This is a genomic window from Sphaerimonospora thailandensis, assembly GCF_016863115.1.
Classification (GTDB): Bacteria; Actinomycetota; Actinomycetes; order Streptosporangiales; family Streptosporangiaceae; genus Sphaerimonospora; species Sphaerimonospora cavernae.
The window spans coordinates 209,377-228,191 of record NZ_BOOG01000007.1 but is presented as its reverse complement, the minus strand read 5'-3'; the positions used below and the strand labels follow the sequence as shown (position 1 = coordinate 228,191).

General features: G+C 70.7%; 17 protein-coding genes. 8 read left to right on the top strand and 9 right to left on the bottom strand.

Going from position 1 to position 18,815, the window contains the following annotated elements; all coding sequences use genetic code 11:
• Positions 1–69: 69 nt before the first annotated feature.
• Both Mth01_RS02965 and pruA read left to right on the top strand, forming a co-directional pair.
• A complete protein-coding gene (locus Mth01_RS02965; protein WP_204010690.1) occupies positions 70–996 on the top strand; it encodes a proline dehydrogenase family protein in 927 nt (308 codons plus the stop codon).
• 4 nt (positions 997–1,000) lie between these two features.
• On the top strand, positions 1,001–2,626 hold the full coding sequence (gene pruA, locus Mth01_RS02960; RefSeq protein ID WP_204010687.1) for an L-glutamate gamma-semialdehyde dehydrogenase: 1,626 nt from the start codon (positions 1,001–1,003) through the stop codon (positions 2,624–2,626).
• 31 nt (positions 2,627–2,657) lie between these two features.
• Here pruA and Mth01_RS02955 read toward each other — a convergent pair whose 3' ends face one another.
• The gene (locus tag Mth01_RS02955) at positions 2,658–3,407 is read right to left on the bottom strand and encodes an SDR family oxidoreductase (protein WP_204010684.1); all 750 of its coding nucleotides are present in this window, start codon (positions 3,405–3,407) and stop codon (positions 2,658–2,660) included.
• Between the two features lie 165 nt (positions 3,408–3,572).
• Positions 3,573–6,992, bottom strand: coding sequence for a BTAD domain-containing putative transcriptional regulator (locus Mth01_RS02950; protein ID WP_204010682.1), 3,420 nt, complete (start codon positions 6,990–6,992; stop codon positions 3,573–3,575).
• Positions 6,993–7,152: 160 nt separating this feature from the next.
• Between Mth01_RS02950 and Mth01_RS02945 the strand changes: the two genes are divergently transcribed.
• Positions 7,153–8,073 carry an NAD(P)-dependent oxidoreductase gene (locus Mth01_RS02945; protein ID WP_204010681.1) on the top strand — a complete coding sequence of 307 codons (921 nt, stop codon included), beginning with the start codon at positions 7,153–7,155 and terminating at the stop codon, positions 8,071–8,073.
• Positions 8,074–8,125: 52 nt separating this feature from the next.
• Here Mth01_RS02945 and Mth01_RS02940 read toward each other — a convergent pair whose 3' ends face one another.
• Positions 8,126–8,524 (bottom strand): PIN domain-containing protein, encoded by a 399-nt coding sequence (locus tag Mth01_RS02940; protein ID WP_239089294.1) that lies wholly within the window; start codon positions 8,522–8,524, stop codon positions 8,126–8,128.
• A 256-nt stretch (positions 8,525–8,780) separates the two neighbouring features.
• Between Mth01_RS02940 and Mth01_RS02935 the strand changes: the two genes are divergently transcribed.
• Positions 8,781–10,259 carry an AAA family ATPase gene (locus tag Mth01_RS02935; RefSeq protein WP_239089293.1) on the top strand — a complete coding sequence of 493 codons (1,479 nt, stop codon included), beginning with the start codon at positions 8,781–8,783 and terminating at the stop codon, positions 10,257–10,259.
• Positions 10,260–10,335: 76 nt separating this feature from the next.
• Complete coding sequence (locus Mth01_RS02930) at positions 10,336–10,668, top strand: putative quinol monooxygenase (RefSeq protein WP_204010678.1); 333 nt, start codon at positions 10,336–10,338, stop codon at positions 10,666–10,668.
• A 151-nt stretch (positions 10,669–10,819) separates the two neighbouring features.
• Here Mth01_RS02930 and Mth01_RS02925 read toward each other — a convergent pair whose 3' ends face one another.
• From Mth01_RS02925 to Mth01_RS02900, 6 genes are all read right to left on the bottom strand, one after another.
• Positions 10,820–11,506, bottom strand: coding sequence for a hypothetical protein (locus Mth01_RS02925; protein WP_204010677.1), 687 nt, complete (start codon positions 11,504–11,506; stop codon positions 10,820–10,822).
• A gap of 186 nt (positions 11,507–11,692) precedes the next feature.
• Entirely contained in the window at positions 11,693–12,397 is a 705-nt protein-coding gene (locus Mth01_RS02920; RefSeq protein WP_204010676.1) for a lysophospholipid acyltransferase family protein, read from the bottom strand.
• Positions 12,398–12,462: 65 nt separating this feature from the next.
• Positions 12,463–14,292 (bottom strand): thiamine pyrophosphate-binding protein, encoded by a 1,830-nt coding sequence (locus Mth01_RS02915; RefSeq protein WP_239089292.1) that lies wholly within the window; start codon positions 14,290–14,292, stop codon positions 12,463–12,465.
• Complete coding sequence (locus Mth01_RS02910) at positions 14,289–15,062, bottom strand: cyclase family protein (RefSeq protein ID WP_204010675.1); 774 nt, start codon at positions 15,060–15,062, stop codon at positions 14,289–14,291. The genes Mth01_RS02915 and Mth01_RS02910 overlap by 4 nt, the downstream gene beginning before the upstream one ends.
• An 89-nt stretch (positions 15,063–15,151) precedes the next feature.
• Positions 15,152–15,403, bottom strand: coding sequence for a Smr/MutS family protein (locus Mth01_RS02905; RefSeq protein ID WP_204010673.1), 252 nt, complete (start codon positions 15,401–15,403; stop codon positions 15,152–15,154).
• A gap of 51 nt (positions 15,404–15,454) precedes the next feature.
• Complete coding sequence (locus Mth01_RS02900) at positions 15,455–15,883, bottom strand: CBS domain-containing protein (protein ID WP_204010671.1); 429 nt, start codon at positions 15,881–15,883, stop codon at positions 15,455–15,457.
• A gap of 220 nt (positions 15,884–16,103) precedes the next feature.
• On the opposite strand from Mth01_RS02900, the gene Mth01_RS02895 reads away from it, so the two are divergent.
• The 3 genes from Mth01_RS02895 to Mth01_RS02885 are packed head-to-tail and all read left to right on the top strand — an operon-like array spanning position 16,104 to position 18,765.
• A complete protein-coding gene (locus tag Mth01_RS02895) occupies positions 16,104–16,571 on the top strand; it encodes a MarR family winged helix-turn-helix transcriptional regulator (RefSeq protein WP_204010668.1) in 468 nt (155 codons plus the stop codon).
• Between the two features lie 23 nt (positions 16,572–16,594).
• Entirely contained in the window at positions 16,595–17,242 is a 648-nt protein-coding gene (locus Mth01_RS02890; RefSeq protein ID WP_239089291.1) for an LppX_LprAFG lipoprotein, read from the top strand.
• Entirely contained in the window at positions 17,239–18,765 is a 1,527-nt protein-coding gene (locus tag Mth01_RS02885) for an MFS transporter (protein WP_204010648.1), read from the top strand. Before Mth01_RS02890 ends, Mth01_RS02885 begins: the two co-directional genes overlap by 4 nt.
• The last annotated feature ends 50 nt before the right edge of the window (positions 18,766–18,815 follow it).

Below are 18,815 nucleotides of genomic sequence, written 5' to 3'. Positions count from 1 at the left end.
GCATCTGTCGGAAAATGCTGTGGCGGATGTCCGTGGACCATCGTGAGCTGGGAATTTTACCCTTGCGCCATGCTCGGATCTCTGCTTCTCGCGGTCTCGCGCAGCCCGCTGGCCCGTCGGACCGTCTCGGGTCTGCGGGCCACCCGCAAGGTCGTCGACCGTTTCGTGGCCGGGGAGTCGACCGCCGACGCCGTGGCCGCGGTCCGGCGCCTGACCGGCTCCGGGCTCACGGTCACGATCGACCATCTCGGCGAGGAGGTCCGTGACAGGGGGGCGGCCGTCGAGGCCGCCAAGGCGTACGTCACGCTGCTGGACGCGCTGCGGCCGCTCGGGCTCGGCGACCGGGCCGAGGTGTCGGTGAAGCTGTCGGCCGTCGGGCTCACGCTCGACGGCGACATGGCTCTCGGCGGTATGGCTCTCGACCACGTCGGGCAGATCTGCGCGGCGGCCCGCGACTGCGGCGCCACCGTCACCCTGGACATGGAGGACCACACCACCGTCGACTCCACGCTGGAGATCCTGCGCGCGTTGCGCGAGGACTTCCCGGAGACCGGCGTGGCGATCCAGGCGTACCTGCTGCGCAGCGAGGCCGACTGCCGCGACCTCGCCGGCTCGCGGGTCCGGCTGGTCAAGGGCGCCTACCGCGAGCCCGCCTCCGTGGCCTACCAGAGCAAGGCCGAGGTGGACCGGGCCTACGTCCGGTGCCTGCGGGTGCTCATGGCGGGCAGCGGGTATCCCATGGTGGCCACGCACGACGACCGGCTGATCGACATCGCCGAACTGCTCGCCGACCGGTACGGTCGCGGGCGGGACCGCTACGAATACCAGATGCTGTACGGCATCCGGGCCGACCGGCAGCGCGAGCTCGCCGCCGCCGGGCACCGGGTGCGGGTCTACGTTCCGTTCGGCGACGACTGGTACGGCTACTTCATGCGCCGTCTCGCCGAGCGCCCGGCCAACGTCGCCTTCTTCCTGCGCGCTCTGAAAGGCAAGTGAAGCAATGGATGCCATCGTCAACGTCCCGGTCCCGGCCAACGAGCCGGTGTACGGCTACGCGCCCGGCAGCGCCGAGCGCGCGGCCCTGGAGGCCCGGGTCAAGGAGCTCGGCGAGACGCGGCTCGACCTCACGATGACCATCGGCGGTGAGCGGCGGATGGCGGGCGGCGCCCCGATCGACGTCGTCCAGCCGCACAACCACGCCGCCGTGCTGGGCACCACGGCCGATGCGAGCGCCGCCGACGTGCGCGCGGCGATCGACGCGGCGCTGGCGGCCGCCCCGGCGTGGCGGGCCCTGCCGTTCGAGGAGCGGGCCGCGGTCTTCCTGAAGGCCGCCGACCTGCTGGCCGGCCCGTGGCGCGCCACGCTCAACGCCGCGACGATGCTGGGCCAGTCCAAGTCGGTGCAGCAGGCCGAGATCGACGCGGCCTGCGAGCTGATCGACTTCTTCAGGTTCAACGTCTCCTTCGCGCGGCAGCTCCTCTCCGAACAGCCGGTGTCGTCGCCGGGCGTGTGGAACCGCATGGAGTACCGCCCGCTTGAGGGATTCGTCCTCGCGATCACCCCGTTCAACTTCACCGCCATCGCGGGGAACCTGCCGGCTTCCGCCGCGCTGATGGGCAACGTCGTCGTCTGGAAGCCGTCGCCGACCCAGCAGTTCGCCGCGCACTTCACGATGCGGCTGCTGGAGGCGGCCGGGCTGCCGCCCGGTGTGATCAACATGGTCACCGGCAACGGCGCCGCCGTCTCCGAGGTGGCGCTGACCCACCCCGAGCTGTCCGGGATCCACTTCACCGGGTCGACCACGACCTTCCAGCACCTGTGGCGGACGGTCGGGACGAACATCGCGGGCTACCGGGGCTATCCGCGGCTGGTCGGCGAGACCGGCGGCAAGGACTTCGTGGTCGCCCACCCCTCCGCCTCGGCCGAGGTGCTGTCGACCGCGTTGGTCCGCGGCGCCTTCGAGTACCAGGGCCAGAAGTGCTCGGCCGCCTCCCGGGCGTACGTGCCGCGATCGCTGTGGTCACGGATGCGGGACGACTTCGTGGGCACCGCCGAGTCGCTCGCGGTGGGTGACGTGGCGAGCGATCTGTCGGCGTTCATGGGGGCCGTCATCGACCACCGGGCGTTCGCCAAGCACCGGGAGGCCATCGACCGGGCCGGGGCGACCGACTCGATCAACGTCCTCACCGGGTCGTACGACGACTCGACCGGATATTTCGTGAAGCCGACCATTCTGGAGTGCTCCGACCCGACCGACGAGGTGTTCGTCAAGGAGTACTTCGGCCCGATCCTCGCGGTGCACGTCTACGACGACTCGTCGTACGACACGGTCCTGGACCAGATGGAGAGCATCGCGCCGTACGCGCTGACCGGCGCGGTGATCGCGCAGGACCGGTACGCGATCGCGGCGGCCACCGAGCGGCTGCGCTTCGCGGCGGGCAACTTCTACGTCAACGACAAGCCCACCGGCGCGGTCGTCGGCCAGCAGCCGTTCGGCGGCGCGCGGGCCTCGGGCACCAACGACAAGGCCGGGTCGATCTTCAACCTGATCCGCTGGGTCAACACCCGGTCGATCAAGGAGTCCTTCGTCCCCGCGACCGACCACCGCTACCCCCACATGGGCTGACATCTGCCGACCCGGCGAGGGCTTGTCGTGGTCAGGCGCTGACCACGACAAGCCCGCCGTCGGCGATCAGCTCCTGACCGGTGGTGAAGGTCGCCTCGAAACCGAGGAACAGCACTGCGGCAGCGATCTCCTCCGGCGAACCGTGACGCTTCATCGGGGTGATCTGGTCTCCCAGCGCGTGGAACTCCTGACGTTCCCGGGGAGAGGCGTCCACCCCCATGGTGGGGGTGTCCACGAATCCCGGGCTCACGGCGTTCACCCGGATCCCGCGATCGACCAGTTCGGCCGCGAACACCTGGGCGAACGACCGCACGGCCGCCTTCGCGCCCGCGTACACGCTCATCCCGGCGCTGCCGCCGATGTTCGCGATCGAGGTGGTGAAGACGATGGCACCGCCGTCGCGCACCAGCGGCGCGAGCACCTGGGCGGTGAAGAACGCCCCCCTGGTGTTGACGGCGAAGGTCCGGTCATAGGTCTCCACGGTGACCTGATCGAACGGCTCCAGCTTGGCGTATCCAGCGTTGACATGCAGCAGGTCGATCTCGCCCAGGCGTCCGCCCGCCTCCTCGCCCAACGCCCGGATATCGTCCACGTCCGCGACATCGCACCGCACCACATGGGCGGCGGACCCGAGCTCCCGCCGGGCCTTCAGGAGGTTCTGCTCGTCTCGACCGGTGATCAGCACCTCGGCTCCGCCGTCGACAAGGGCCATGGCCACGGCGAAGCCCATGCCGTGGGTACCCCCCGAGATGACCGCCTTCTTACCGGCAAACCGGCTCACAAGCGCTTCCTTTCCGTCTGCTGGCTGGCGGCCGTACGACCTTGTCGGCGCCAGAGCGGTTCACGGTAGGCAGACCGTCTCTCCATCGGCTCTCGTCCGGCTCTTGGCGCGCTCTCGTCCAGATCGCCGCGCCACGAACGGATCAGACAGGCCGGATCAGATAGGTCAGGAGACGCCCGAGGCCGACATGAGCGCGCGCACCGGATCGAGCGCCCGCCCCTGCTCGAAACGGTGCTGGAACTCCACGCCGAGGGCCTCCCGTACGGCGGTGCCGATCCGGGTGACGTCGCCCCGTTCGGCGGGCGGCAGCGGAGCGCCCGCCTTGTCCCGGGCGGCGGTGGCGGCCCCGAGCAGCTGCGCCGCCCGGACGTGTCGCCCGGCAAGGGCCAGGGCACCGGCCAGGCCTTCCAGGGCCAGCGCGATCGATCGGGGATCACCAGTCGTGCGTGCCGCTTCCGCCCCCTCCAGATGCAGCCGCATCGCCGCCACCGCGTCTCCCCGTTGCTCTGCGACGAAGCCGAGCTCGGCGAGGATCAGCGCCTCTCCCGGGTCACCATCGAGCCGCCTGCACCACTCCAGCCACCGGCGCAGATGCGCCTCGGCCTCGTCGAGCCCGCCTTCCCTGCGGGCGCCCATGCCGAGGCCCACCTCGGCGAACTGTTCACCGAAGGGATAGCCCTGCTCCCTGGCCAGCCGCAACGCGCGTTCGTGCAGCCGCCTGGCCCGCCCGTGGTCTCCGTCCAGCAGCGCGATACGGGCGATGCCCGACAGCTTGACCGACACCTCGGCCCACAGCCCGAGGGTCTCCGCGACACGCAACCCGTCGTGATGCAACGCCGCCGCCCGTGGGTAGTCGCCCTGCACCTCGGCCAGCGACGCCAGGGTGTCCATGGCCTGGAGCCGTCCCCACCCGTCGCCCAGGTCGCGGAAGATCTCGGCGCTCTCCTCGCCGTATCGGCGGCCCGCGGCGAGGTCACCCCGGAGCATGGCGCGTGCGGCCAGGGCCGCCAGCGCGGCCGCGGTGCCCCACCGGTCGTCCAGCGAGCGGAACTCGGCCAACGCCCGGACGATGAGCCGCTCACTGCCGGCCTGGTCGCCGAACCCGGTCCGCATGAATCCGAGGAACCAGCACGCGATGGCCCGGCCGTACGGATCGTCGATCCCGCCGACGAGATCCTCGTAGCGCTCCGGCGGATCGCTCGGCTCGCCCGCGCGCAGTCTGAAGCCCGCCTGCCAGGCCAGCGCGACGGCGCGATCCGGGGCGTCACCGGGCGCCGCGAGCGCGGCCGTGAAGGCCCGGCTCGCCTCGCCGAACCTGCCGCGCAGAAACCAGTACCAGGCGAGCGCGTTGACCAGGCGCAGGGCCAGCACGCCCGTGCCCTGCCGTACCGCGATCTCCAGTGCGCTCTGCAGGTTGGCGCTCTCGGCGTCGATCAGCTCCAGCCGGCGACGCTGGCCGGGACCGTTCAGGTACGGCAGGGCCCACTCGGCGAGTTCGACATGGAACCGGACGTGCCTGATCCTGACCCGATCCGCCTCGCCTGCCTCGTGTAACCGCTCGGCGCAGTACGCGGCCAGCGACTCGGGCAGCCGATAACGGCGCTGCCCCGCCACATCGCCCGCCGACACCAGGCAGCGGTCGACCAGCCTGGCCACCAGGTCGAACACCTCGGATCGCTTGACGGCGTCGCTGTCACCGGCATCGGCGCCGTCGCCGTCGGCAACACCGTCGCCCGCGCAGACCTCCTCGGCGGCGCGCAGCGTGCATCCGCCGCTGAACACCGACAATCTGCGCAGCACCACCCGCTCCGGCTCGGTGAGCAGGTCCCAGCTCCAGTCGAAGACGGCACGCAGCGTCCGCTGCCGGGCGGGCGCGCCGCGCCGGCCGACCGTCAGCAGGGCGAACCGATCCGCCAGCCTGGCGGCGACCTCATGCACACCCATTGCGCCCACCCGGGTGGCGGCGAGCTCCAGCGCGAGGGGCAGCCCGTCGAGACGGCGGCAGATCTCGACGACCGCATCGATGGTGGTGTCATCGAGGGGGAAGTCCGGTTCCGCGGCCCTGACCCGGTCGAGGAACAGTGCCACGGCGCTGGATTCGGCGGCCCGGTCCGTGCTCCCCGCGACGCTCCCCGCGACCTGAATCGGGGCCCTCGCGGCGTTCTCCTCCGGCAGGGTCAGCGGCGGAACCATCCACAGCCGCTCCCCCTCGACGCCCAGAGCTTCCCGGGTGGTCGCCAGCACGCGCACGCCCGGTGCGGCCCGGAGCAGCATCTCCGCGACCCGCGCGGCCCGCTCGACGACATGCTCGCAGTTGTCCAGCACGAGCAGCAGCCGCCTGGCACGCAGGGCGTCGGCGAGCCGGTGAGCCGACGGAACCGGCCGCGGCACGATCACCTCGTCGCGCACACCGAGCGCGGTGGCCACCAGATCGACGATCGGCTCGTGCGCGTCCTCCCCTCGATCCCCGGGCTCCACGCCGGACAGTTCGACCAGCCACACCCCGTCCGGGTAGTCACCCGGGTAAGCACCGCCCGGGTGGTCACCATCCACACCGATCTGGGCCGCACCGATCTGGGCCGACTCTTCGGCGACCGCCAGCGCGAGCCGCGTCTTGCCGACGCCGCCGATACCGGTGAGGGTCACCAACCTGCCGGCCTGCAGCAGCACGCGGACCCGCGTGATCGCCTTTGCTCTGCCGATCAGGGAGCTCATCGCGACCGGCAGGTTGTTCGGCACCTTGGCCGACCGGCCGGCGAGCAGGACCGGGTGCGGGCCGGAACACGGCGCCGGAGCCGGGGGCAGAGCCGGGGCCGGAACCGAGCGCGGGGGGCGTGCCAGCGCCGGGTCCTGCCGCAGGATCGCCTGGCGCAGCGCGACCAACTCCGTGCCCGGATCCAGCCCCAGTTCCTCGGCCAGAAGTGCGCGCATCTCGTCGAAGCCGGCCAGCGCCTCGGCCTGGCGGCCAGCGCCGTACAGGGCCCGCATGTGCGCCATGCGCAGCCGCTCGCGTAGTGGGTGGCGCAGCACCAGGTCGGCCAGTTCCCCGGCCAGCGGGCTGTGCTCACCCAGCTCCAGCAGCGCGTCCGCGCGATCCTCCAGCGCGGTCAGCCGCTGCTCCTCCAGCCGTGCGACGATCGGCTGGGCGAAATCGGCGTCCGCGAAGTCGGCCAGCGCGGGGCCGCGCCACAGGGCGAGCGCGTCGTCCAGGGCCGCCACCCGGGCACGGGGCGTGGTCGCGTCGCGAGCCCCGGCCAGCAGGTGCTGGAACCGCCGCGCGTCCACCTCGACGTCGGCGACGTCCAGCAGGTAACCCGGCGGACGGAACACCACCAGATCACCCGCGCCCGGCTCGGCCCGCCCCAGCGCGCGGCGCAGCCCCCACACCTTCGTGTGCAGCGCCCCGGCCGGATTTTTCGGGGGCGAGTCTCCCCACAGGTCCTCGGCGAGCCGGTCCGCCGAGACCGGTCTGCCCTCCTGTACCAGCAGATCCGCCAGGAGCAGTCGGATCTTGCGCCCGGGTACGGCGAACGCGTGGCCGTCCGCTGTCCACACGGTCAAGGCCCCCAAGATGCCGAAACGCACGAAATTCACCATATAGCGGCCCGCAACGAGAGATCGACAAGAGCGAACGGTGAGAGCGCTCCGGCACCCTGGGGCCCGACACGGACGGATTGACAGACGGATTCACGGGCGATCACGCCCATCCCGAAGAGGCCCGTCCCGCAGAGAAAGGGATTGAGGGATGACCTCGGAGAACCACGCGCCGGTGAGCGTGATCGGCCTCGGCTCGATGGGCTCGGCTCTGGCACAAGCGTTCCTGGACGCCGGTCACCCGACAACTGTCTGGAACCGCTCACCAGGCAAAGCGGACAAGCTGCTGGCCAGCGGCGCGACCCGGGCGGCCACGGTGGCCGAGGCGGTCTCAGCCGGCGACCTGATCGTCATATGCGTGCTGGACTACCAAGCGATGCGCGAGATCGTCGGTTCGGCCGGCGACGCCCTGGACGGCCGCGTCATCGTCAACCTCACCTCCGGCACCCCCGAGGAGGCCCGCGAGACCGCGACGTGGGCGGCCGGGCGTGGGGTGCGCTACCTCGATGGCGCGATCATGGCCGTGCCGGACATGATCGGCGGTGCGGACACGCTCATCTTCTACGGTGGCTCCAAGGCCGTCTGTGCGGCGCATGCCTCAGTCCTCACCGCCATCGCGGGAGGCGGCGCCTACCTGGGTGAGGACGCCGGCCTGCCATCGCTGTACGACGTGGCGCTGCTGGGGCTGATGTGGACCACGTGGGCGGGTCTCCTGCACTCACTGGCCCTGGTGGGCGCCGGGGGCGTGCCGGCGTCCGCCTTCCTGCCGTATGCGCAGGCGTGGTTCGAGCATGTGATCGGCCCGGAGATTCCCGTGATCGCAGGCCAGGTCGATCAGGGCGTCTACCCCGACGCCGACTCCGCTCTCGGCATGCAGGCCATCGCGATCGAGCACCTGCTCGATGCGAGCCGGGCACAGCAGGTCGACGCCGGGCTCCCCCAATTCCTGAAGGACCGCACCGAGCAGGCGATCCGGCGCGGCCACGCGGGCGACGGCTTCGGCAGCCTGTTCGAGGTGCTGCGACGCCCGTCAGGTGAATGCCCTGAACGAGCTGAAGTCTGCCGTAACTGATCGATAACGCTCCCTGAGATCCTCAGCATCAGTGGGCCCAGGGCGGCCAAGTTCATACGGGTAGCCATCCGATCGGCGAGTCTCGCCGGAACTTGGCTGCCGCGATCAGCTTGGGGACATGGGATCCGTCGCTGGACGCCACCTTCGCTGGACCGCTTCCCGCTGCGGCAGACGCCACGACCAAGGCGTCCACGACGCATTCGTGTCCATCCAACCCGGCATCCTCCAGCAACAACCCGGCAAGGTCCGCGGTCCCCTCGGTGACAGGGATCACGGTCAGGTGAGCCCGTTGCCGGACGAGCCGCCTCCCCACCGCTCCGGTGCGTCGCACCTCCGCAAGAGTCACGGCACTGATCGCTGGGATGAATCCTTCCTGCCGGGCGACCGCGATCCGGGCCACGACTCCCGGATCATCTTCACCCAGCAAGGAGAACGGCTGGGCATCCAGCACCAACAGCGGCGTAGGGAACGAGACGTCCGCACGCCTCACTCGCCGAACCACGCGCGCTTGGCCTCCTCCATGACCTCGTCGGACAAGGGGCCCACCCGGCGCTCGTGGTCGGTCACGATCTCCTCGGCCTTCAGCAGTGCCAAGCCGTACTCCGCGGCCTGATCGACGAATCGGGAGAAGCCGCGTGGTCCGGTGCGGCTCTCGATCTCCTCGGCGAGGGAGCGGCGAAGTTGAGAGAACTATACTTGTGATAACTATGGATATCTCAGTTGGGGTGCCGAAGCCGGCGGGCATGTTCGACCGCGATCGTGAGTGGTCGATGCTGGTCAAGTTCGCTGCGGATGAGCAGCCGGGCGCCACACTCGGAGTCGTCTCCGGCCGACGCCGCCAAGGCAAGAGCTTTCTGTTGGAATCGCTCTGTCAGGAGTTGGGCGGGTTCTACTTCTCCGCCCAGGAGGCGACCGACGCCGAGTCGCTGGCGGCCATCGGAGCCGCGCTGACCCGGCATCTCGACCCGGTGGTTCCCTTCGCACCGGCGAGCTGGTCCACGGTGGTGGACGTCCTGCTGAGAATCGGCCGAGACCGGCCGGTTCCCGTCGTGATCGACGAGTTTCCGTACCTCGCCCGATCCAATCCGGCCCTGCCATCGATCATCCAGGGCGCTTACGCCCCGCGCAGGATGGAGCGTACGGAGTCGCGAGCCCGCCTGCTCCTGTGCGGTTCCGCCATGTCGTTCATGGGCGGACTTCTGTCCGGCAATGCGCCGCTGCGCGGACGAGCGTCGCTGGACCTGCCGGTGGACACCCTCGACTATCGGCTCGCCGCCCGTTTCTGGGGACTGACCGATCCCAGGCTGGCTCTGCTGGTGCACGCCGTGGTCGGCGGCACGCCGGCCTACCGGACCGAGATGATCCGTTACGACGCCCCCCGTGTCCTGGACGACTTCGACGACTGGGTCATCCGGGCCATCCTGTCCCCGGGCAGTCCGATGTTCCTGGAGGCGAGATACCTCCTCGCGGAGGAGCCCGATCTGCGCGACAGCGCGCTCTACCACTCGGTGCTCGGCGCCATAGCCGAGGGCAACAGCGGACGCGGTGGGATCGCGGGCTACGTGGGCCGTAAGAGCAACGAGTTGTCCCACCCCTTGACGGTCTTGGAGGACGCCGGGCTCATCACGCGCGAGATCGACGCGTTTCGCGGCAATCGCACGGATTTCCGGATCAGGGAGCCGCTGCTCACCTTCTATCACGCGATGATGCGCCCGTTCTGGCCGCAGCTCATGCGGGCCAACGCCACCGACCGGATCTGGCAGCGAGCCAAGCACAGATTCATCGGCAATGTGGTCGGCCCGCACTTCGAGAGGATCTGCCGCGACTGGACGCTCCACTTCGCCGAAGACCGTTTCGGCGACTGGCCCGTCCAGGTGACCGCGGGCACCGTGAACGATCCCGCCAACCGGACCACCCACGAGGTGGACGTCGTGGCCGTCGGGCATGCCGACGCCGGCAGACCTCCGCTGCTCGCGATCGGGGAGGTCAAATGGGGAGAAACCATGGGGACCGGACACCTCGATCGGCTCCGGCGCATCCGTGACCTCGTCAATAGGAATGACAAATACGACACTTCACAGATGCGCCTGGTCTGCTTCTCGGGATCGGGCTTCAGCGAAGATCTGGTGCGACTGAGCGGGCAGGGCGAGGTCGACCTGGTCGGGCTCGACGACCTGTACGCCTGATGCGAATGATGGTGCCGATTCGCCGGCGGGCAGACTGGAAAGCATCCGAGTACGTCTACCTACCGGAACGGTTGACATGATCTTCATTACCGCGAAGTTCCGCGTACGGCCCGAGCATGCGGCCCGGTGGCACGAGATCGTCGATGAGTTCACCCGGGCGACCCGGGCCGAGCCGGGCTGCCTGTGGTTCGACTGGTCGCGCAGCCTGGACGACGCGGCCGAGTACGTCCTGGTCGAGGCGTTCCGTGACGACGAGGCCGGTGCGGCGCATGTCAGGTCCGAGCACTTCAAGCAGGCTCAGCGGACGCTCCCGCAGTACCTCGCCGAGACACCTCGGATCGTCAACGTGACGGTCCCGCAGAGCGACTGGTCCCCCCTCGGCGAGATGGCCGTCCCCGACCAGGGCTGACACTCCATGAGGGGATGCCGCCGGCCATGAAGCTTGGTCGGCCCGCGACCGCTCGGTGGGCGATCACCTTGGTGGAGTACGCCTGACCGTTCGAGCCGGGAAAGGCGAGGACCGGCCCGTGTGAGACCGGTCCTTCGCTGCGTCTGAGCGGTCAGAGGACGAGGCAGCCGACCCGGACCGGGATGCGGGCCGACTGGCGGCCGGAGACCACGTCCTGCGCCTGGATGTAGGCGTTGGCGGGCCGCCGGGTGTACGCGCAGTCGACCACGTCGGTCTTCAAACCGAAGGCGCCACCGGCGAACTTCGCGTGGGCCTTGGCGTTGACCGTGCCGCTCCAGAAGAGCTTCCCGGTGTTGTACCGGATGGTCAGCCGGACCATGCCGAAGTTGAAGTGATCGCCGTTGATCTTGATGAGCTGGGTGTCGTCGACACCATATGCCCTGAAGTAGCGGGTGATCCACAGGCGGGCCTTGACCTTGCGCTCGTCGTCGAGCTTGTTGTCGGCCTTGGCCTGGGTGCGGGTCTGCGGGGTGACGCAGACGTCGTCGCCGTTGTAGGCCTCGCGCCAGACGTAACCGGTCACGCAGGTGTGCGGGCCGTAGACGCCGTCGGTCCAGCGGGCGGCGGCCACACTGTTGTCGGCCTTGGTCTGGGCGCGGGTGGCCGGGGTGACACAGACGACGTCGCCGACGCGGGCCTCCCGCCAGACGTAGCCCTGCAGGCAGGTGTCGGGTCCGTAGTCGGTGGCGGAGGCCGGGCCGGCCATCAGCGTGAGGGGGGCGGTGACGGCGAGGCCGGCGATCGCGGCGGCGGCCAGACCGGTGAGGGTGCGCTTCATCGTGTTCTCCTGAGGGAAGTCGGTCCCGGTCTGGCCGTCGCCGCCCGGGTGGTTTCCGCGTGCACCTCAGTGATACGGGCCCCCGCCTGCACTTCCCTTACCCACCGCTTACCGCAAGCCCTGAAAGCAACCTGCAAGTCGTACGGAACTCCCGGGCTCGCGGGACGGGGTGCCACAACCCGCCGGTCACGACCGTTCTTCAGGGGTGGGGGCGGTGCCGCCGAGATGGGCGGGCTGCCACCACACCCCGGGCGGGATCTCCGGGTAGGTGCGCTGCGCCTCATCGAGCAGGCCCGACATCCGGCGCCTCAGCTCGGCGGTGAGCTTGGCGATGTCGTCGTCGGGTCCCGTATTCAGAGGCTCGCCGACCAGGATCGTGATCGGGACATGCCGCTGGAGCAGCTTGCGCGGCCGGCCCTTGGTCCACAGGCGCTGCCCGCCCCACACCGCGACCGGGATGATCGGGACCCCGGCTTCGACGGCCATCCGGATGGGACCGCTCTTGATGTCCTTGACGGTGAACGACCTGCTGATCGTCGCCTCGGCGAAGTTTCCGACGATCTCCCCGGACCGCAGGGCCCGTACGGCCGCGCGGAACGCCCCGGCCCCGGCCGCGCGGTCGACCGGGATGTGGTGCATGCCGCGCATCAGCGGACCCGACACCGGGTGGGCGAACACCTCCTGCTTCGCCATGAACCGGACGAGCCGCCGTGAGGGCCGGGCGGCCAGGCCCGCGAAGACGAAGTCGAGGTAGCTGACATGGTTGCTGACCAGGACCGCTCCCCCGGATCGCGGCACGCGCTCGGCGCCCTCGATCCGGATGCGCAGGTCCAGCAGTTTGAAGGCGGCCAGCACGGCGCGGATCACCGGCGGGTACACGAGCTCGGACATGTAGGGAACCGTAACCTACGCACCAGTAGCTTCGATGATGAGGGCCGCCCGCAGGACATGGCCGGTCAGTGGCCGCGGAATGCCTCCTCGAGCCACCAGGCCGCGAGGCCGGGTGTGACCTTGGCGTGGACGAGAAGCGGCCGGTCACGCGGGCCCTTCAGCCATTCGGCGACCCCGGCGAGGTCCTCCTCCCGCCGTACGGAGACGGCCGCGCAGCCGAAGCCGCGGGCGATCTCGGCGAGGTCCACCGGCGGGAACGTGACATTGCCGAGCGGGAAGCCGTCCGGGCCGAAGTGGTGCACCTCGGCGCCGTAGGCGTCGTCGTCGTACACCACGATGACCATCGGCAGCCCGAGCCGTACGACCGTTTCGAGCTCGGCGATGGCCATGAGCGCTCCCCCGTCCCCCAGCGCGGCGACGGTGAGCCGGTCGGGCCTGGCGACGGCGGCGCCGATGGCGGTGGTCAGGCCGAGGCCGATCGACTGGAACGCCTGGGTGAAGCAGAAGGAGCCCCCGTCCGGCACGGACAGGAACATCGCCGGATATCCCATGAAGTTGCCGGAGTCGACGGCCACGACCCGATCCGCCGGGAGCAGGTCGTCGAGTCCGATCGTCAGCGTCCTGGGGTCGATCCGCCCGTCGCCGCCGGTGTCGGCGTACGGCACGTCGCGCCAGCGCACCTCACGGGCGATCCGATCGGCGATCTCGGGGGTCCGGTAGCCTGCCGCGTCCCCGGAAGGCGCGTCTCCGGAAGGCGCGTCCAGGAGGTCGGCGACCGCCCGTGCCGTCGCCCGTACGTCACCGATCACGCCGAGGTCCACGGGACGGTTCACGCCGATGACGTCGGCGTCGAGGTCGACCTGCACCACGGTGGCGCCCGGGCCGATCAGCTTGCCGTGCCGGGTGGTCCACATGGTGAGCGAGCAGCCCCAGGCGACGACCAGGTCGGCGCCACCGACGAGCTCGGCCGTCAGCGGCGAGGCGAATCCGCCCATCACGTCCAGATCCCACGGGCTGCCGTGGAAGTGCCCCTTGGCGACCGCGGAGGTCGCGTACAGCGCGCCCACCCGCTCGCCGAGGGCCTCCAGTTCCCGGCGGGCGCCCCGCGCCCCGCGGCCGGCCACGAACACCGGCCGCCGCGCCGCCCGCAGCAACCCGGCGAACTGCGCTATCGAGTTCGGGGCTATCGAGTCCGGGACGATCGAGTCCGGGGCCGCGGGCTCGGCGGCGCCGTCCGAAGCCCCGGGGCCGTCCACGGCCTCCGGGTCGTGCTCGCTGGGGAACGTGAGCCCCCACGGGGCCGGGATCCGGCTCGCCGCGGCCCGCCGCACCCCGCCGCCACCGGCCTGCAGTTCCCCTACGGCGCGCGCGGCCTCGTCCGGCAGCACCTCGTCCTGGACGTCCAGCGGCAGGCGGAGCAGCACGGTCCGGCGTCCCAGCAGCGCGGCGAGGAAGGCCATGACGGTGTCGTCGACCACGGTCTCCGCCGAGGCCACCCTGGCCACGTGCACACCGACGGCGGAGGCGAGGGCGGCCTGGTCGATCCAGAAGTTGGAACGGGCCGAGGTGGCCTCGGGGGCGAGCGCGAGCAGCGGAGTGCGGCTCTTGGCCGCCTCCGTGACGCCGGTCAGCGCGTTGGTGACGCCGGGCCCCTGATGGACGGTGAGGACGGCGACGGTTCCGCTCATCCGGGCGTAGGCGTCCGCCATGGTGGCCGCGCCGCCCTCGTGGCGTGCGGCGACATACCGCACGCCGTGCCGTACCAGCGAATTGGTGACGTGGAAGTTCCCGCTGCCGACGACCCCGAAGGCCGTGCGCACGCCGAGGGAGGCGAGGACGGCCCCGACGGCCTCCGCGACGTTCATCGTCGGATGGCTCATCTGTCGACCGGTCATCTTTCCAGGAGGGCCAGGACGCGCAGCGGGCTGCCGGAGCCGCCCACGATCGGCAGCGGGCCGGCGATCACCACGGCGCCCGTCGGCGGCAGCCGGTCGAGGTTGCGCAGCTGGGTCAGGCCGTACTTGCCGGCGCCGAGCAGGAACGAGTGACAGGGGAAAGCCGGGTCGAAGGAGTGCGCGGCGCCCGCGTCCGTGCCCACGGTCTCGACGCCGAGGCCGATGATCGGCGTCTGCTCCGCCAGGAAGCGGGCGCATTCGGCGGAGATGCCGGGGGTGTGCGGCCCGGTCTCGTCGGCGTTGAGGAACCGGCCCGCGTCGTTGGCTCGGGCGTCCCAGCCCGTGCGGTAGAGGAGCCAGCCGCCCTCCGGGAGGGGGCCGTGCTCCTTCTCCCACGCCCTGACATGGTCGATCTCGAGGAGGAAGTCGGGGTCCGCGGCCGCCTCGGCGCTGAAGTCCAGCACCGCCGCGGACGCGATCAGCTTGGTGACGGGCACCCGCGAGACGTCCTCGCCGTCTCGGGCGGTGACCCAGTGGTTGGGCGCGTCGAAGTGGGTTCCGGTGTGCTCACCGGTGGTGAAGTTGTTCCAGTACCAGGCCGGGCCGCGGTCGTCGTACCGGCTGATCTCCTGCAGGCTGAAGGTCGCCGTCTGCCCGAAGGTCTCCGGCAGCGACAGGATCGGCGTCTTCTCGGTCAACGGCGCGGTCAGGTCGAGCACCTCGATCCCGCCGTTCCGGATTCCCTCCATCAGATCCCGCAATACCGACATCACGCCTCCCTTGTGTCACACGCGGACGAATCCTCCTACACTCTCGCCCCTCGCGCCAGCCACAGGCCCCGGCCATCGGATGCCGGCGGCTACCACCGGAAGTAGACGAACAGGCGGCCGTGGTTCTTGGCGTCCTTGTCCACGCGATGGTAGAGCGCCTTGATCTCCTTCTGCTCCAGGAAGCGCAGCACCTTCTTCTTGAGCTGCCCCGACCCCTTGCCAGGGATGATCTCCACCTGGGTGGCCTTCTTCCGGACCGCCTCCTCCATGACGCCGCGCAGCGCCCGGTCGATCTCGCTGCCCCTGTTGTAGATGTCGTGGAGATCAAGTTTGAGCTTCACGCGAACAGTCTAGGAGAAAAGCCCGCGATCGGTCAGCCCGCGAACGATCGGTCAGCCGTGCAGATAGCCGACCAGAGCGTCCTTCTCCGTCTCCAGCTCCTCGATGGCGCTCTTGACGACGTCGCCGATGCTGACGATGCCCGCCAGCCGCCCGCCCCGCACCACGGGGACGTGCCGCACGCGGTGGTCGGTCATGGTACGGCGCAGCTCCTCGACGTTGGCGTCGGGCGTGCAGCTCCTGACGTCGGAGGTCATGATCGTTGAGACCGGCTGGCCGAGCACGGCGGCGCCCAGCTCGTGCAGGCGCCGTACGACGTCCCGTTCCGACACGATGCCCGCGATCGTCTCTCCGTCCTCCGACACCACCACCGCGCCGACGTTGAACTCGGCCAGCCTGGCCAGGAGCTCGGTCACGGTGGCCTGCGGAGAGACCGTCACCACGCCCGTCCCCTTACCCTTCAAGATCGTTCCGATGCGCATGCGCGCCGCCTTTCCGGCCCGGGGGGCCCGCCTTCCTCCCGCTCCGGCCTGCCAACTGGCCGACCAACCGGCCGGCCGGAGCCGTACAGGTCGTGTTTTCCCAGGCAACAGCGGCGACGACATCGCGTCAAGCGTCCTGACTCCACGCCCGGGTAAATCTCCTGTTCCCCTGCAGGGCTGCCCACCCCGGCGCGATCATCACGATCTTATGCTTGAGGTCATGGAAGACCCCCGTTGGCTCAGTGCGCAAGAGCAGCGCGCCTGGCGGGCGCACCTCGCCGCGCACCGGCTGCTGTTCCATCAACTCGACCGCGAGTTGCATGAGGAAGGTCTGTCGCTCAACGACTACGAGATCCTGGTGAACCTGTCGGAGAGCCCCGACCACCGCATGCGGATGAGCGAGCTCGCCGACGCCACCATCCAGTCCCGCAGCAGGCTCTCGCACCAGATCTCCCGGATGGAGGCCGCCGGGCTGGTGGTCCGGGCGAGCTGCGACGACGACCGGCGTGGCACGTTCGCCGTGCTCACCGATCTGGGCTGGAAGACCATTCAGCGTGCCGCCCCCGGTCACGTGGCGGGGGTCCGCCGGCACCTGATCGATCTGCTGACCCCCGAGCAGGTCACCGCGATCGAGGAGATATTCGGCCCCATCGCCGACCGCCTTCAGTCGATCCGCACGGCCCGCTGATGAAGGTCGCTACGATCCGCGTTGTGACAAGAATCCTCGGGCTGGTCGTGGCCGCCCTGCTGCTGGTGACCGCCTGCGCGTCGAACGGCACGGCCGCGCTTCCCGACGGGCCCGGCCTGCTGAAGAAGTCGGCCGAGGCGATGAAGGCGGTGCGGACCGTCGCCTTCGTCATCGAGACCAGGGACCGGCCCGCCGTGCCGGTCAGGCACGCCGAGGGCACCCTGACCAAGGAGGGCGATGCCAGGGGAACGCTCCAGGTCGAGCTCGTCGGCCTGCAGGAGTTCGAGTTCGTGATCGCGGGCGACACCGTGCACTTCAAGGGCCCGACCGGCGGCTTCCAGAAGATGACCAGGCAGCAGCTCGCCGCGATCTACGACCCCTCCGCCGTGCTGACCGGCGTGCCGGAGCTGCTGTCGTCGGCGAACGAAGCCCGGACCGAAGCCGCCGAGAAGGTCGGCGGCGCCGACGCCTACCGGGTCGCGGCCACCCTGCCGCAGCAGTCCCTCGCCAAGCTGGTGCCCGGCATCGCCCAGGGCGTGAACGGGACCGTGTGGATCGACAAGGCCACCGACCGGCTACTCAAGATCGAACTTCCGCTCAACGGCGGCGGAGTGACCGTGACCCTGGACGACTACGACGCCCCCGTGACGATCACACCGCCCGCGTCATGACGTCCCTCGTCCGCGGCCGCCGTCTCGCCCTCGGCGTGGGCGGCGCGGCCGTGCTGCTCGCCGCGCTCGACGCCTACGTCGTCGTCACCGTCTTCGCGGACATCGCCCAGCAGGTCGGCGTCCCGCTGAACCGTCTGGAACGGGCGACGCCCATCGTGACCGGCTTCCTGCTGGGTTACGTCGCGGCGATGCCGCTGCTCGGCCGGCTGTCCGACCGGTACGGCAGGCGTCCGCTGATCCATGCCTGCCTGGCCGGGTTCGCGGCCGGCTCGCTGGTCTGCGCGCTCGCCCAGGACGTCCCCACGCTGACGGCCGGCCGCACGCTGCAGGGCCTGGCGGGCGGGGCGCTGCTGCCGATCACGATGGCCCTCATCGGCGACCTGTGGGACGAGCGCGCCCGGCCGGTCGCCCTGGGGGCGGTGGGCGCGGCTCAGGAGCTCGGCAGTGTGCTGGGCCCCCTCTACGGCGCCGGGATCGCCGCCCTCGTCGGCTGGCGGGGCATCTTCTGGGTCAACATCCCGCTGGCCCTGCTCGCCGCCGTCGCCGTGCAGCGCGGCGTGCCGCGGGAGCCGTACGGCAGGGCGGGAGGCGGGGTCGACGCCGTCGGCGGCGCGCTGCTGGCGCTGGCGCTGGGCCTGCTGGTGGCCGGGCTCTACAATCCCTCGCCCGGCGAGGCGGTCCTGCCGCCGTGGGGTCTGCCGTGCCTGGCGGCCGGCATGGTCGCGGCAGCGGCGTTCGTCGCCTGGGAGATCCGCTCGCCGGTGCGGCTGCTGGACCTGACCGGCGTGCCGAGGGGGCCGCTGCTCGCCACGCTGGCGGTGAGCCTGCTGTCCGGGGCCGCCCTGCTGGTGACGCTGGTGGACGTCCAGCTCGCCGCGCAGACGCTGCTCGGCGAGGACGCCGTCGGCGGGGCGCTGGTGCTGACCCGTTTCCTCGCCGCGCTGGCCGTCGCGGCCTTCCTGGGCGGGATGCTGACCCGCCGGTTCGGGGAGCGGCCGGTGGCCGTCGCTGGGATGACGGTCGCCGCGGCCGGTTACCTGATGATGTCGCGGTGGCCGGTGGATCTCGCTTCGGCCGGCGTGTGGCTGGACGTCGATCTGGCCGTCGCCGGGCTCGGGCTGGGCGTGGTCGTCGCCCCGGTCTCCTCGGCCGTGCTGCGTGCCGTCCCGGCCGTTCGGCACGGCGTGGCCTCGGCCGCGGTCGTGGTGGCCCGCATGATGGGGATGCTGCTCGGCGTCGCGGCGCTGTCCGCGTGGGGGTTCCACCGCTTCCAGTCGCTGACGGCGCACCTGGACACGCCCCTGCCCATCGGCGGCGCCGGCGCCGACTACCTGGCCGAGCTGGCGGAGTACGAGGCCAAGGTGAAGGCCGCGCTGCACGTGGAGTACACGGAGATCTTCCTGATCACCGCGGGACTGTGCCTGCTGGGCACGCTGGCGGCCCTGGCCCTGCCCGGCGGGACGCGAGCGGCTCAGGACCCCCAAGGTAGGTCAGGAGCGCGGGCAGGTCAGGACCGCGGGTAGGCCGACACCGCGATCCCCGGCAGGCGGAGGAGCGGGCCGGAATCAGCGGT

Excerpts from the sequence above, each read along its gene's own strand:
- Mth01_RS02930 (WP_204010678.1), top strand. The coding sequence starts at position 10,336 with ATGATCTTCATTACCGCGAAGTTCCGCGTACGGCCCGAGCATGCGGCC.
- pruA (WP_204010687.1), top strand. The coding sequence starts at position 1,001 with ATGGATGCCATCGTCAACGTCCCGGTCCCGGCCAACGAGCCGGTGTAC.
- Mth01_RS02925 (WP_204010677.1), bottom strand. The coding sequence starts at position 11,506 with ATGAAGCGCACCCTCACCGGTCTGGCCGCCGCCGCGATCGCCGGCCTC.
- Mth01_RS02935 (WP_239089293.1), top strand. The coding sequence starts at position 8,781 with ATGGATATCTCAGTTGGGGTGCCGAAGCCGGCGGGCATGTTCGACCGC.
- Mth01_RS02885 (WP_204010648.1), top strand. The coding sequence starts at position 17,239 with ATGACGTCCCTCGTCCGCGGCCGCCGTCTCGCCCTCGGCGTGGGCGGC.
- Mth01_RS02965 (WP_204010690.1), top strand. The coding sequence starts at position 70 with ATGCTCGGATCTCTGCTTCTCGCGGTCTCGCGCAGCCCGCTGGCCCGT.
- Mth01_RS02895 (WP_204010668.1), top strand. The coding sequence starts at position 16,104 with ATGGAAGACCCCCGTTGGCTCAGTGCGCAAGAGCAGCGCGCCTGGCGG.
- Mth01_RS02915 (WP_239089292.1), bottom strand. The coding sequence starts at position 14,292 with ATGACCGGTCGACAGATGAGCCATCCGACGATGAACGTCGCGGAGGCC.
- Mth01_RS02900 (WP_204010671.1), bottom strand. The coding sequence starts at position 15,883 with ATGCGCATCGGAACGATCTTGAAGGGTAAGGGGACGGGCGTGGTGACG.
- Mth01_RS02910 (WP_204010675.1), bottom strand. The coding sequence starts at position 15,062 with ATGTCGGTATTGCGGGATCTGATGGAGGGAATCCGGAACGGCGGGATC.
- Mth01_RS02945 (WP_204010681.1), top strand. The coding sequence starts at position 7,153 with ATGACCTCGGAGAACCACGCGCCGGTGAGCGTGATCGGCCTCGGCTCG.
- Mth01_RS02920 (WP_204010676.1), bottom strand. The coding sequence starts at position 12,397 with ATGTCCGAGCTCGTGTACCCGCCGGTGATCCGCGCCGTGCTGGCCGCC.